Origin of the sequence: Pseudomonas helleri, assembly GCF_001043025.1 — a bacterium.
Lineage (GTDB): Bacteria > Pseudomonadota > Gammaproteobacteria > Pseudomonadales > Pseudomonadaceae > Aquipseudomonas > Aquipseudomonas helleri.
This window is the reverse complement of record NZ_JYLD01000003.1, coordinates 303,852-316,539: the sequence shown is the minus strand read 5'-3', so window position 1 is coordinate 316,539 and position 12,688 is coordinate 303,852. Positions and strand designations below refer to the sequence as shown.

Annotated in this window: 14 protein-coding genes; 8 read left to right on the top strand and 6 right to left on the bottom strand. The window is 58.1% G+C overall.

Translation table 11 applies throughout. The features are described 5' to 3' along the window. The first annotated feature begins 8 nt into the window (after positions 1-8). Entirely contained in the window at positions 9-1,247 is a 1,239-nt protein-coding gene (locus TU84_RS06925; protein ID WP_082148637.1) for an HlyD family efflux transporter periplasmic adaptor subunit, read from the top strand. A 144-nt stretch (positions 1,248-1,391) separates the two neighbouring features. Here the strand turns inward: TU84_RS06925 and TU84_RS06920 are convergent, their stop codons facing one another. The 4 genes from TU84_RS06920 to yaaA all read right to left on the bottom strand — a co-directional run bounded on the left by TU84_RS06920 (position 1,392) and on the right by yaaA (position 3,975). After that, complete coding sequence (locus TU84_RS06920; protein ID WP_048368247.1) at positions 1,392-1,592, bottom strand: hypothetical protein; 201 nt, start codon at positions 1,590-1,592, stop codon at positions 1,392-1,394. 299 nt (positions 1,593-1,891) lie between these two features. Then, on the bottom strand, positions 1,892-2,710 hold the full coding sequence (locus TU84_RS06915; protein WP_048368245.1) for an SDR family oxidoreductase: 819 nt from the start codon (positions 2,708-2,710) through the stop codon (positions 1,892-1,894). Positions 2,711-2,720: 10 nt separating this feature from the next. After that, on the bottom strand, positions 2,721-3,185 hold the full coding sequence (locus TU84_RS06910; RefSeq protein ID WP_048368244.1) for a hypothetical protein: 465 nt from the start codon (positions 3,183-3,185) through the stop codon (positions 2,721-2,723). Positions 3,186-3,195: 10 nt separating this feature from the next. Further along, on the bottom strand, positions 3,196-3,975 hold the full coding sequence (yaaA, locus tag TU84_RS06905; protein WP_048368242.1) for a peroxide stress protein YaaA: 780 nt from the start codon (positions 3,973-3,975) through the stop codon (positions 3,196-3,198). Positions 3,976-4,244: 269 nt separating this feature from the next. Here yaaA and TU84_RS06900 point away from each other — a divergent pair, with 269 nt between their 5' ends. Further along, positions 4,245-5,372 carry a polysaccharide deacetylase family protein gene (locus TU84_RS06900; protein ID WP_048368241.1) on the top strand — a complete coding sequence of 376 codons (1,128 nt, stop codon included), beginning with the start codon at positions 4,245-4,247 and terminating at the stop codon, positions 5,370-5,372. A gap of 42 nt (positions 5,373-5,414) precedes the next feature. On the opposite strand, the gene TU84_RS06895 is transcribed toward TU84_RS06900, so the two are convergent. After that, entirely contained in the window at positions 5,415-5,735 is a 321-nt protein-coding gene (locus TU84_RS06895; RefSeq protein WP_048368239.1) for a hypothetical protein, read from the bottom strand. A gap of 481 nt (positions 5,736-6,216) precedes the next feature. Between TU84_RS06895 and TU84_RS06890 the strand changes: the two genes are divergently transcribed. Both TU84_RS06890 and TU84_RS06885 read left to right on the top strand, forming a co-directional pair. Then, positions 6,217-7,611, top strand: a complete 1,395-nt coding sequence (locus tag TU84_RS06890) for a PhoH family protein (RefSeq protein ID WP_048368238.1) — start codon at positions 6,217-6,219, stop codon at positions 7,609-7,611. An 86-nt stretch (positions 7,612-7,697) separates the two neighbouring features. Then, positions 7,698-8,597: a LysR substrate-binding domain-containing protein gene (locus TU84_RS06885; protein WP_048368236.1), complete on the top strand. Its 900-nt coding sequence runs from the start codon at positions 7,698-7,700 to the stop codon at positions 8,595-8,597. Positions 8,598-8,665: 68 nt separating this feature from the next. Here the strand turns inward: TU84_RS06885 and TU84_RS06880 are convergent, their stop codons facing one another. After that, positions 8,666-9,112, bottom strand: coding sequence for a DMT family transporter (locus tag TU84_RS06880; protein ID WP_048368235.1), 447 nt, complete (start codon positions 9,110-9,112; stop codon positions 8,666-8,668). 163 nt (positions 9,113-9,275) lie between these two features. Here TU84_RS06880 and moaC point away from each other — a divergent pair, with 163 nt between their 5' ends. From moaC to TU84_RS06860, 4 genes are all read left to right on the top strand, one after another. After that, positions 9,276-9,749 (top strand): cyclic pyranopterin monophosphate synthase MoaC, encoded by a 474-nt coding sequence (gene moaC, locus TU84_RS06875; protein WP_048368470.1) that lies wholly within the window; start codon positions 9,276-9,278, stop codon positions 9,747-9,749. Further along, on the top strand, positions 9,746-9,991 hold the full coding sequence (gene moaD / locus TU84_RS06870) for a molybdopterin converting factor subunit 1 (RefSeq protein ID WP_048368234.1): 246 nt from the start codon (positions 9,746-9,748) through the stop codon (positions 9,989-9,991). Before moaC ends, moaD begins: the two co-directional genes overlap by 4 nt. Positions 9,992-9,994: 3 nt before the next feature. Further along, positions 9,995-10,462 (top strand): molybdopterin synthase catalytic subunit MoaE, encoded by a 468-nt coding sequence (gene moaE, locus TU84_RS06865; protein WP_048368232.1) that lies wholly within the window; start codon positions 9,995-9,997, stop codon positions 10,460-10,462. A gap of 156 nt (positions 10,463-10,618) precedes the next feature. After that, entirely contained in the window at positions 10,619-12,640 is a 2,022-nt protein-coding gene (locus TU84_RS06860) for a type VI secretion system Vgr family protein (protein ID WP_048368231.1), read from the top strand. The last annotated feature ends 48 nt before the right edge of the window (positions 12,641-12,688 follow it).

Genomic DNA, 12,688 nt, shown 5'->3' with positions numbered 1-12,688 from the left:
ACCTTCACATGAACAATAAAACGTCCCACGGGCCACAAGGGCCGAAGAGAATCCCACTGCTGGCCAGCGAAGACGACAGCACCCGGCCGTATCACGATGGCGTCGACGACAGCACCGTGGTGCGGGCGACACGGGTGGTCGGTTACGTGTGCCTGATGCTGATCGCGTTTGGCGTCTGGGCTTACTTTTTTGAAGTCGACGAAGTGTCGAACGGCACCGGCAAAGTCATTCCGACCTCCCGCGAGCAGATTATTCAGTCACTGGAAGGCGGGATCGTCACCGAATTGAACGTCAGCGAGGGCGATATCGTGGCGAGCGGGCAAACCCTGGCCAAGCTCGATCCGACCAAAAGTGAATCCAACTTCGATGAAAGTGCGGCCAAGTACCGGGCAGCCCTGGCCAGCGTGGTGCGCTTGCAGGCCGAGGTGAACAACAAGCCGCTGGTATTCCCCGATGAACTGCAGGGCTACCCGGCCCTGATCCGCGCCGAAACTGACTTGTACACCACACGGCGCAAAGGCCTGGATGAATCGCTGGCGGGGGTGCGCTCTTCGTTGGCGCTGGTGCGCAGCGAGCTTGAAATTACCGAGAACCTGGCCAAGGTCGGCGCGGCCAGCAACGTTGAAGTGTTGCGCCTGAAGCGCCAGAAGGCTGAGTTGGAGTTAAAACTGACCCAGGCGCGCTCCGACTACATGGTGCACGCCGGAGAGGAGATGGCCAAAGCTAACGCCGACGTCGAGACCCTGTCTTCGGTAATGCGCGGGCGCTCCGACTCCGTGACCCGCCTGACCTTGCGTTCGCCGGTCCGTGGCATCGTCAAAGACATCGAGGTTACCACCATCGGCGGCGTCATCCCGCCCAACGGCCGCCTGATGCAAATTGTGCCGATGGATGAACAGCTACTCATCGAAGCGCGCATTTCGCCACGGGACATCGCCTTTATCCACCCCGACCAGGTGGCCAAGGTCAAAATCACCGCCTACGACTACTCGATCTACGGCGGAATGGACGGCAAAGTCGTGACCATCTCCCCGGACACGATTCAGGACGAAGCCAAACCCGAGGTCTTCTACTACCGCGTGTTTATTCGCACCGATGCCGATGTGTTGAAGAACAAGGCCGGGAAAACGTTCTCGATCGTGCCGGGGATGATCGCCTCGGTCGACATCAAGACCGGGCGCAAAACCGTGCTCGACTACTTGATCAAGCCAATGAATCGCGCGCGCGAAGCGCTGCGTGAGCGGTAGGGAATCGTACTGTGACCACGGGAGCCCCAATGATATGGGGCATTCCTGGCTCAATCTGAAAACAGTCTTTTAAATAAGTAATACTATTAACCCGTGTAAAGAGTATTAATGAGTTAATGCTAAAGTATTAGTCCTATTTATATATTAAGCATGGGTTGACGAATCTAGTTTCTCCCGGTTGTTAGAGATGTTAATCGTTTTGTTCTCATACTGATGAAGGTGGTCTCTTATTAGCTTTCTGATGACTTGCGAGATGGTCAGGTCTGTTTCTTCAGACAGGATCTCCAGCTTTTGCTTGGTCGAAGAGTCAATAAGAATGGTAAGACGCGTTGTTTTATCAGGCATTTTCTGACTCCTTGTGTCGTACGCGGTATCGACTGCCGCGTGCAGCAATATGAATACTGATCGAGACTGAACATAGTCTATTGGCGATTTAATATCACCTCTGAAGTGTCGATTCAAACAATTTTGTTTTATTGAATAAGCCGTCAATAAAGAACTTTGCAGCTGTTTGTGATGGGGCGAGGGCGTTGTTTAATTGGGTGTTTAACGTGGGTTTAAAACGCAGGCCAGCCGTCATAGGGCTTCATGCTCTTTCGATATAAGCCCTATTAATTCCGGTGCTTTGATGTGTTGGCCGACTGTTAACGATTCAAGCCAAATCGCTTCATCAGTATTTTTTGCAGCAGCCCGCTCGGTACCAGCGCGGCAAGCAGCGGCAGAGCGCGGCTGCCATTACCGTACCTCAGCAGATGGGGTGGTTTTGGCCGGTCTACGGCGTTGAGTACGGCTGTGGCGAAGGCAGTGGCGGGGGTAGGGTTGTCTTGCGAGGCTTTGGCCCGTGCACGAATGCCTTCCCGCATTGGCCACCATGGGGAGTTTTCGCTGATCAAGTGCTCAGCCTGATCGCTGGCATTTTTCGCAAACTGGGTGTTGATGGCGCCCGGCTGGACTTCCAACACGCGGATACCGAACGGCGCCAGTTCCATGCGCAAGGCGTCGCTCAGTGCATGTACCGCTGCTTTCGAGGCGCAGTAAGCCCCGGCGAACGGGGTGACGAGTACGCCAGACACGCTGCCGATGTTCACCACCAGCCCGTGCTTGCGACGCAGTTGGGCAAACAATGCGCGGGTGACGCCAACCACTGAAAACACATTGGTTTCAAATTGCTGCTGCAGGCCTTCAACACCCCCGTCGAGCACCGGGCCCATGGCGCCGTAGCCGGCGTTATTGATCAACACGTCCAGCCCATCGGTCTCCTGGCTCAGACGCTCAGCCAGTTGCGCCAGCGCTGCCGGATCATTGACGTCCAATTGCAGGGCGATAAATCCGGCGGCGGCCAAGTGCGCGACATCGTGCGGTTTGCGGGCGCTGGCCCACACTTCGTGGCCAGCCGCCTTGAACGCATCGGCCATGGCGCGGCCAATGCCGCTGGAGCACCCGGTAATCAAAACACGGCGCATCGAAATATCCTTAATTAGAGAAGCTGCCTTGCAGGCGCTCAGCGCGAAATTCCAGGCTTGGCGCGCGATACCCCGTGCGCAGCGGCGGCATTGGCAAACAGTCTTGCCACGAGGCGCCCGCTTGCAACTCACCGGGGCCACGATAATGCGGGGCCGTGTACTGGTTGTCAGCGAGGTTGACCGCGTCACCCGGCGCGTACGCCGCGATCCGCCAGGACAATTCGCTCAACGGCACGTCATTGCTGTTGGTCAGGGTTAACTGCAGCGGGCGATCTGCGGGGCATTGTGCCGGGTCGTAGACAATACGCAGATCCAGCCGGGCCAATTGATCGGCCTCCCGGCTGTCTTGCCAGGCCACGCAGGCGGCCACTATTGCCAACCCGACCAGCGCTGCCAGCGACACCGGAAACGCCTTGCGCGGGTAGCGCAGCAACAGTACGAGCCAGGCAATGATGAGTAAAACGCCGATAAACATGGCTACGCCTCTACTCGGGAGCTTCGTCGCGCAAGAAAACCAGCAGATCGGGCTTTGACTGTTCAGCGCTGTAACGATAGCCCTGAGCGTCAAACTGCTTGAGATCGGCCGGGTTGTTAATGCGTTCCTTGATCACAAAACGGCTCATCATGCCGCGCGCTTTTTTAGCGTAGAAGCTGATGATTTTGTGTTGACCGTTTTTCAGGTCCTTGAATTCAGTATTGATGATGCGGGCGTTCAGGGCTGACTTTTTTACCGCCGAGAAGTACTCGTTGGAGGCCAGATTCAGCAACACGTCATCGCCTTGCTCGGCCAGCGCCTCATTCAGCCATTCGCTGATACGGGTGCCCCAGAACGCGTACAAATCCTTGCCCCGGGCATTGGCCAGTTTGGTGCCCATTTCCAGGCGGTACGGTTGCATCAAGTCCAGCGGGCGCAGCAAGCCGTAAAGCCCGGAGAGCATGCGTAGATGCGTTTGAGCGTAGTCGAAATCGGCCTCGCTGAAGTCCACCGCATTCAAGCCGGTATACACATCGCCTTTAAACGCCAGCAGCGCCTGTTTAGCATTGTCAGGGGTGAAGTCCGGGGTCCAACTGCCGAAGCGGGCGGCGTTAAGGCCCGAGAGTTTGTCGGACAAATGCATCAGCTCGCCAATCTGTTGCGGGCTTAGTGTGCGCAGTTGTTCGATCAACTCCTGGGAGTGATCCAGGTATTGCGGCAAGGTGAAACGCGCAGTGGCTGGCGGCGTCTCGTAGTCGAGGGTTTTAGCGGGTGAAATCACCATCAGCATGAGGTCGTCTCCTGTTAGCGTCCGGACGATTCTAGGGGGTTGAGCGGTTTGACTCCACCTATGGTGGTGATAGGCCCTGAAAAACAAGGCGCTGTAGTCGCTGACGAGGCACGAAGGCTGCGATAGGGGGCAGATCAAAAGATCGCGAGGCAAGCTCGCTCCTACAGGTTTTGCGCCGTAGCAGTTGACGAGCTTTGCGAGGCTACGTCCAATGTCCAACATCACCTTAGCGGTTATAGTGCTGGCAGTTTTTATACGGAGATGGCTCTGTGCGCATTGCTCTTTTTTTGTCGGCCTGGCTGGTGTGTCTGGGGGCAGTGGCGGCGCCCAATGATCCGGCGACGCTGGATCGCACGACCTGGCCAGAGCCATTGAGCAGCCCGGCCCTGTTCGATGTCGCCTCGCGTGCCGAGATCCTGACGTTCGCCCACGCCTTGCTGGTCAGCGAAGGGCTGGATGAGAACGGCCTTAAAGAGCGCCTGGGCCTCAAGGTCATCAATATGGACGCGATTGATAAAGTCCGTCAGCGCCTGTGGCAACGCCTGTTGGCCAATTACAACTTTGCTCAGCAAAGCTGTGATCAGGATGCTTCGTTCTGTTATTACGTCGAAGACATGGTCAGCCTGCGTGAACAGGCAGGCAAGTTCGAAGTGGCCGATGATTCTTTCTACGTGAAATGGGCCGAGCCGAGTGCCGGGTTCCACCGCCGTTACCTGGATGAACAGTTGCGCCTGGCCGCACTGTCGCCACAAATCAGCAGCGAAATCGCGCTGCTGGGCGATCAGGAGTTCAATGGCGAGGACATGCACGACCGGCTGTTCATGCTGACCTTCGACAGCGGCCCGACGGTCATCGGCGGCACCACCGACTGGCTCACTGACTACCTGCGCAAACAGTCCATGAGCGCGACGTTTTTTGTCTTGGGCAACAGCTTGAAAGCTCGCCTCGACAAAAGCTCTGATCAGGCCCTGAGGGCGCTGTACAAAGGTCAATGTGTAGGCGTGCAAGGGTGGGAATATCGGGCCCACAGTCATTGGCAAAACTGGCAGGACTCGGTGCTGCGTAGCACCGCGCTGGTGAAACAGGTGTTGCCGCAAAACTACGTGCCGTTGTTCCGGCCGCCTTACGGCCAGCGCCGGGCTGACAGCGGGGCGTTTTTTGAGTCCCAGGGTTTGCAGGTGGCGTTGTGGAACATTGACTCGCAAGACCTGGCCGGCAGCCTCACGGCCGAGCAGTCGGCACACCGCGTATTGACCTTGATGCTGTTGTGGCGCCATGGGTTGATTGCCTTCCACGACACCCAGGACAAGGTCCGCAGCGCATTGCCCTGGCTGCTCAAGGCGACGGTGCAGAGCGGGCTGGGCTGGGAGGAGTGCGAGGCCTTGGGGGCTCAGTGATCAATGCGCCCGCCCGATTGGGCGAGCGCTTTGTTGTAACCCTTACAAAAGGCGCAAGGCCAGTTCTGAGCCTGCGCGAAGGTATTCCACTTGTGACACTACGGCATCTTTGACGATGGCTTCGCCGGTATCGGTCAGTTGAGCTTTTTTCGCATCAATGACCGACAGCTGTAGCAGTTGCATGGCGACGTCCATGGCTTTTTGGAAGGCGGTGATGTTGTTGTGCTGGCCAAACTCGTTGATGACCGCCGACATGCGCTCGTCAGCGTTGTCGCGAAGCTGGCGGTATTCAATCACAGACACGCTGCCGTCCTGGTATATCTCGAGCAGCATTTGTTCCAGGGTTTTGGAGATAGGGGTCATACGGATTCCTTTGGCATAAACAGTAGTGAGCGCAGGTCGTAATGAGCCGGTGCGTCACGAAGCTTAGTGCTGCCAAAAAGAAAGATGGGTAGGGGGCATCCCGGCGTTTTGTGAGAACCGTCCGGCCTTGTGGGGGGAGATTTCGAGTTGGTGTTTTCGGCGCGCTGATGCAGGCCAATACTGGATTAAATGCCCAAGCGTTGTGTCAGGTAATCATTGAGCCTAGTAGCAATTTTGCAGGTCGCCAAGGCTATTCGTCAGTCAAAAAAATAAATCCGCCAAACTGTAAAAATACTTTTTTTTGTCACACGATTTGGAGTATTACCAAGACAGACCGCCGAAACCTGCAACACAGGTGGCGTCTTCCAAGACCCATCGGGCAGGGCATTCATCTGACAGAAAACAGATGAATTCGGCAGTCACTCGAGGCGCAGCACTGTTGCGGTATTGCGTCGAATGGCTCCCACAAAGGTGACCGAGTATGGATGATCACGGACGCACTCCTTCTTCCAACCAGCCAATCCTTTATGTACTCGATACCAATGTTCTGATTCACGATCCAAATGCTTTGCTCAACTTCGAGGAACACCACGTCGCTATCCCGATGACGGTGCTTGAAGAGCTCGACAAACTCAAAACCGGCAAGCTACTGGTGGCAGCGGAGTGTCGCCAGGCGATTCGATTGATCGATCAGACCCTGGGTGTGGCCTCGCCAGAGGATGTTGAAAGGGGCGTACCGATCCAGCGCGGCAAAAGTGGCCCCAAGGGCTTTCTGTCAATCCTGATGAACAAGCGCAGAGAGCCTAATGCGCTGCTCCCTGAAAACCTCAACGACAACATCATCATCAATCAACTGATTGACCTGCATGCCCGTGACCCGAGCCTGCACGTGGTGCTGGTGACCAAAGACATCAACATGCGGCTCAAGGCGCGCGCCTGTGGGGTCGAGTCCGAGGACTACAGCACTGACCAACTGGTTGACGACGTGTCGATGCTGTCACGCGGCTACCACACCATGACCGGTTCGTTCTGGGACCGCGTGAGCAAGGTCGAAACCCGGCAAGGGCACGGCCGCACCTGGCATCAGGTGCAAATGAACGAAAACCTGCCGGCGGTGCACATCAACGAATTCATCATTGATGAGCAAGGGTTTGTGGGCTGGATCAAAGAGGTGCGCAAGGACCACCTGCTGATTCTCGACATGCACCAGGAACCGTTGCTGCACCAGGAAGCCTGGGGACTGAAGCCGCGGGATATTTACCAGGGGCTGGCGCTGTTTGCCTTGCTCGATCCGGATATTCATCTGGTTAACCTGTCGGGTGCGGCGGGTTCGGGCAAGACCATTCTGGCGCTGGCAGCGGCCATTGAACAAACCATGGTCAGCAAGCGCTACCGGCGGATTATCTGTACCCGCAGCGTGCAAGGGCTGGATCAGGAGATCGGCTTCCTGCCGGGCACCGAGGCCGAGAAGATGGAGCCATGGCTGGGGGCCATCACCGACAACCTCGAAGCCTTGCACATGGATGACGAAAACACCCACGGCAGCGTGGATTACATCCTCAGCAAAGTGCCTTTGCAGTTCAAATCGCTGAACTACATCCGGGGGCGTAGTTTCCAGCAAAGCCTGATCTTGATTGACGAGTGCCAGAACCTCACGCCGCACCAGATGAAAACCATCATCACCCGTGCGGGCGCGGGCTCTAAAGTGGTGTGCTTGGGTAACCTGGCGCAGATCGATACGCCTTACCTGTCGGCCACCAGTTCGGGGCTGACCTACCTGACGGAGCGTTTCAAAGACTTCCCCAACGGTGTGCACATCGCCCTGCAAGGCGTCCCTCGTTCGATCCTGGCCGAGTACGCAGAGTCGCATCTCTAACACTTCTGACATAACCTTGATCCGGGCGGCCTAGAGCCGCCCGGTTTCGTTGTGGCGCCAGCCATGTTTAATCAGGAGCTGCCAAGGTGTTACTGCGCACTATCGATTTGAATCTGCTGGTGGTCCTCGATGCGCTGCTCACGGAAAAGCACGTGACCCGCACCGGTGTGCGCTTGCACTTGAGCCAGCCGGCCATCAGTCATTCGCTGAGCAAGCTGCGGTTATTGCTCAATGACCCGCTGCTGATTCGTCAGGGCAACGAAGTGGTGCTCAGTACGCTGGCGCAAAACCTTCAGGCGCCGCTCAAGGTGATTCTGGGGCAGATCGAAACCTTGCTCGGTCAGTCTGTCGACTTTGTGCCGGGGGAATCGCAACGCACATTTCGCGTGGCGATGTCCGATTACGGCGCGGCCATCGTGTTGCCCAAGTTGGTGGAACAACTCCGAGTACTGGCGCCCGGCATTTCGCTGGTGGTGGTCCAGGACAGCCGTCTGGGCATGCTCGAACAACTCGAGCACGGCAAGATCGACCTCGCGCTGGGTGTTTTCGCCACGCTGCCCGAGTTCCTCTGCAGCGAGGTGCTGTTCGAAGAAATCTTCACCTGCCTGCTCAACCGCAACGTCCTGCCCGAGAGTGGCGTGCTGGACCTCGACACCTATCTGCAACGCCCTCATGTGCTGGTCTCGATGGACGGCAACACCCAGGGCGAAGTCGACAACGTGTTGCGCGCTCAGGGCTTGCAACGCCATGTCGCGGTGAACGTGCCACATTGGAGTGCTGCCCCGAGTGTCATTGGCGATACGGACTTGATCCTGACGGTCGCCACCCGCACCCTGGACAGCCTGCCGTTGGCCGATTCGCTGGTCAGATTGCCGCCGCCGTTGAACGTGGCACCGTTTAACTACGTGCAAGTTTGGCATCAGCGTTTCAGCGACGATCCGGGGCATCGCTGGTTGCGGAGTGTGCTTCGCCAGATTTCACTGTAGGAGCGAGCTTGTCTCGCGATCTTTTAAAAAATCAAAAGATCGCGAGGCAAGCTCGCTCCTACCCATAATCAGCCGCGCGAAGCGATCAAAAATCCGGCCAGCACCACACTCACACCCAACAGTTTTTGCAGGCTGGGGGTGTTTTTTGGCAGCCCGAGCAAGCCGAAGTAATCAATCGCCAGCGAGATGATCAACTGGCCCACCACCACCGCCATGATGAAGTTGAGCGCGCCCAGGCGCGGTACGGTAATCAGCGCCACGGTGATGTAAAACACCCCGGCCAGGCCGCCAAGCCACATCCACCAAGGGCCGCCCAGCAGTGCGCCAAGATTGGGACGGGGCACTTTGACCAGCAGCATCACCACGGCAATCGCCGCGCCGCTGACCATCAGGGAAATGACCGTGGCCCAGAACGGGTGACCGAGCACGGCACCGAGTCGGGCGTTACTGCCGGCTTGCATCGGCACGGCGGCGCCGGCCAGTAAACTCAGGGCAATGGCTATAAAAAATGGCATGGATTTGACCTCTCTGAACGATGTGCACGTTGTACGTGCAAACCCGCCAGGCGGCCAATTCGATGTTCGGATGCGCGGTATTCGTGAGGTCGATGGCCGTCGCATACGTGGGCAAAACGCAACCTCGGGCTTACACTGGCAGCTCTTGTCTGGAGAACTCCCTGTGCTGACTCATTTAGATGCCCAAGGCCGCGCCAACATGGTTGATGTCACCGATAAAGCGGTGACGTCCCGTGAGGCGGTGGCACAAGCCGTGGTACGCATGCGTGCTGAAACCCTGGACATGATCGTCAATGGCGATCACCCCAAGGGCGACGTGTTCGCCGTGGCGCGAATTGCCGGGATTCAGGCGGCGAAGAAAACCTCGGATCTGATCCCGCTGTGCCATCCGTTGATGCTCACCAGCGTCAAGGTTGAACTCAGCGCCCAAGGCACCGACGCAGTGTTGATCATCGCGCGCTGCAAACTGTCGGGGCAGACCGGGGTAGAGATGGAAGCCCTCACCGCTGCCAGCGTGGCGGCCTTGACCATTTATGACATGTGCAAAGCCGTCGACCGTGGCATGACCATCGAAAACGTGCGCGTGCTGGAAAAGCTCGGCGGCAAGAGCGGCCACTTTCAGGCAGACGCGTCATGACATTCCACGTGCACTTCTTTGCCCGCTACCGTGAGGCGCTGGGGCTGGACAGCGTCTCGGTCGAAGGCCAATTCACCTCTGTTGATCAGTTGCGCCAGCACCTGTTGCAACAGGGCGATGCGTGGCAGGTCTTGGCCGAAGCCAACCTGATGTGCGCGCGCAATGAAGAACTGTGCAAGCTCGACGAGCCGCTGACAGACGGTGACACCGTGGCTTTTTTCCCGCCCGTGACCGGGGGCTGAGCCATGGCCATTCGGGTGCAAACGACTGCCTTTGATCCGGGCGCAGAAGTCAACGCACTGCATGCGGCCAATTTGGGCGTGGGAGCGGTGGTGAGTTTTGTGGGGTATGTGCGCGACTTCAATGACGGGCGCGACGTGGCGGGGATGTTTCTCGAGCATTACCCAGGCATGACCGAAAAGGCCTTGGCCAAAATCGTGGTCGAAGCGCAGCATCGCTGGCCGCTGCTCAGCCTCGAAGTGCTGCACCGGGTCGGGGCACTGGAGCCCGGTGAGCCCATCGTCTTTGTCGGCGTGGCCAGCGCCCACCGTCAGGCGGCTTTTGATGCCTGCGCGTTCGTGATGGACTACCTGAAAACCCGCGCACCCTTCTGGAAGAAAGAACACACCGCCGACGGCCCGCGCTGGGTTGAAGGCCGGGCCAGCGACGACGCCGCCGCTAAGCGTTGGCAACGCTCGCTCCCCAAATTGTAGGAGCTGCCGAGGCACGAAGGCTGCGATCTTTTCGGGAATAAAAGATCGCAGCCCGGACACGGCGTGATTTCTTTTATTTTTTTCAGAAGTCTCCTACAGCGTCGATTCCTGTTCATCCGTTAGCGTGCCTGCCTCTCTGTCGGGAAGGATTCACGGATGGCCATTTCAGCCCGTAACACCCGTTTTAACCTGAGCATCAAGGGCGCCGACCATGAGCTTCAGGTGTTGGCCTTCACGGGCAATGAAGCCATCAGCACGCCTTATGCCTTTGAACTTGAACTGGTCAGCGCACGCGCAGACCTGGACCTCGAGGCATGGCTGCATCAGCCTGCGTTTCTTGCGTTTGACGGCCAGGGGCAGGGGATCCACGGGCATATTTCCAGCATGGGTCGCAGCAGCCCCGGTACGCGGCTTACGCACTATCGCCTGACACTGGAACCGCAACTGGCCTACCTGGCCCATCGCACCAACCACCGTATTTTTCAGCATTTAACCGTGCAGCAAATCATCGAGACCCTGCTCGAAGAGCACGGCATTCTCGGCAACGCCTACACCTTCAATTCGTTCTCGTCTTACACGCCACGGGATTATTGCGTGCAATACGGCGAGTCCGATTTGCGCTTTATTCAGCGTCTGTGTTTCGAAGAAGGCTTCCACTACCACTTTCGGCACTCGCCAGACGGCCATCAGTTGGTGTTCGGCGACAAGCAGCAAGCGTTTACCTCGCTCAACCAACCGACGCCCTTCGTACAACGAGCGGGCATGGTCGCTTCGCAGCCGTCCATCGATCACTTTGGACTGCGCTTGCAGGCCAGCACCAACCGTACGTTTCGCCGCGATTATGACTTTCAGCAGGCCAGCCGCACGCTGGAGGCAGGCAGCAGCGCTGAGCATAACGAGCGCGCCCTTGAAAACTACAGCTATCCGGGGCGCTTCACTGACGCGGCCCAAGGCCAACTGCAAAGCCAGCGCACACTTGAGCATCATCAAACCGGCTACTGCCAGGCCAGCGGCAGCAGCAATCAACCGAGCCTGAGCACGGGGCACTTTTTGCCGATGACCGGGCACCCCAACGCGACGTTCAATAGCGGCTGGCTGTTGATTGGCGTGCAGCACGAGGGCCAGCAGCCTCAAGTGCTGGAAGAGTATGGCGCCAACACGGCGCAGGCTGACGCAGGCGGCTTTAGCCAAGGCTATCGCAACACCTTCCAGGCCACGCCAGAGGCGGTGACCTACCGCCCGCAAACCGTCTTCCCCAAGCCGCGCCTGATCGGCAGCCAAACGGCTCGCGTCACCGGGCCGGTGGGGGAAGAGATCCATTGCGATGAGTACGGCCGGGTGCGGGTTAAATTTCATTGGGACCGCAGCGCTATCGATGACGATCAAAGCAGCTGCTGGTTGCGCGTCTCGTCGAGTTGGGCGGGGGACAACCACGGCGCGGTGACCATCCCACGCGTGGGCATGGAAGTGCTGGTGGGTTACCTCAACGGCGACCCGGACCAGCCCATCATCAGCGGTTGCCTGGCCAACAGCCTCAACCCGACCTCGCTCGCATTGCCCGCCAACAAAACCCAAAGCGTATTACGTAGCCGCAGCACTCCAGGTGGCAGCGGCTACAACGAACTGCGCATCGAAGACCGCAAAGGTCTGGAGCACATCTACCTCCACGCCCAGCGCGATCTGCAACAACACATCAAAAACGACAGCCGCTTGCAGATCGAGGGCAAGCGCGAAGAAACCGTCACCGGCAACAGCGTCTCGGTGCTCAAGGCAGAAGAACAGCGCACCGTCAGCCTGGACCGCAAGGTCCAGCTCAACGCCAACGACCACCTGGCCGTGGCCGTCAGCAGCCACACCGTGGTGGGCGGCGCGCTGGTGGCTGAAGCAGGGATGCACGTGCATATCAAGGCCGGGGCGCGGGTGGTCCTGCAAGCCGGGGCCAACATCACCCTGATGGCGGGCGGGCAGCATGTATTGATTGGTGCGGCGGGCATCTACGCCAGTTGCCCGATATTGTTGGGCGGCTTGCCCGTGCCGGGCCTGCCTGCGGTGCCGTTGTTGCCGGGGGAGGTGGCGCCCATGCAGGGCATGTCGCTAGCGCCTTCAACGCAAATGCTGGCGTTGAGCGAAGGAAAATCAGTGTGCCCGCAGTGCGAAATGCTCAAAAAACCATTGTAGGAGCGAGCTCGCCTCGCGATCTTTTGGCTTAAAAGATCGCGAAAACCC

Excerpts from the sequence above, each read along its gene's own strand:
- TU84_RS06925 (WP_082148637.1), top strand. The coding sequence starts at position 9 with ATGAACAATAAAACGTCCCACGGGCCACAAGGGCCGAAGAGAATCCCA.
- TU84_RS06920 (WP_048368247.1), bottom strand. The coding sequence starts at position 1,592 with ATGCCTGATAAAACAACGCGTCTTACCATTCTTATTGACTCTTCGACC.
- TU84_RS06915 (WP_048368245.1), bottom strand. The coding sequence starts at position 2,710 with ATGCGCCGTGTTTTGATTACCGGGTGCTCCAGCGGCATTGGCCGCGCC.
- TU84_RS06910 (WP_048368244.1), bottom strand. The coding sequence starts at position 3,185 with ATGTTTATCGGCGTTTTACTCATCATTGCCTGGCTCGTACTGTTGCTG.
- yaaA (WP_048368242.1), bottom strand. The coding sequence starts at position 3,975 with ATGCTGATGGTGATTTCACCCGCTAAAACCCTCGACTACGAGACGCCG.
- TU84_RS06895 (WP_048368239.1), bottom strand. The coding sequence starts at position 5,735 with ATGACCCCTATCTCCAAAACCCTGGAACAAATGCTGCTCGAGATATAC.
- TU84_RS06890 (WP_048368238.1), top strand. The coding sequence starts at position 6,217 with ATGGATGATCACGGACGCACTCCTTCTTCCAACCAGCCAATCCTTTAT.
- TU84_RS06880 (WP_048368235.1), bottom strand. The coding sequence starts at position 9,112 with ATGCCATTTTTTATAGCCATTGCCCTGAGTTTACTGGCCGGCGCCGCC.
- moaD (WP_048368234.1), top strand. The coding sequence starts at position 9,746 with ATGACATTCCACGTGCACTTCTTTGCCCGCTACCGTGAGGCGCTGGGG.
- moaE (WP_048368232.1), top strand. The coding sequence starts at position 9,995 with ATGGCCATTCGGGTGCAAACGACTGCCTTTGATCCGGGCGCAGAAGTC.
- TU84_RS06860 (WP_048368231.1), top strand. The coding sequence starts at position 10,619 with ATGGCCATTTCAGCCCGTAACACCCGTTTTAACCTGAGCATCAAGGGC.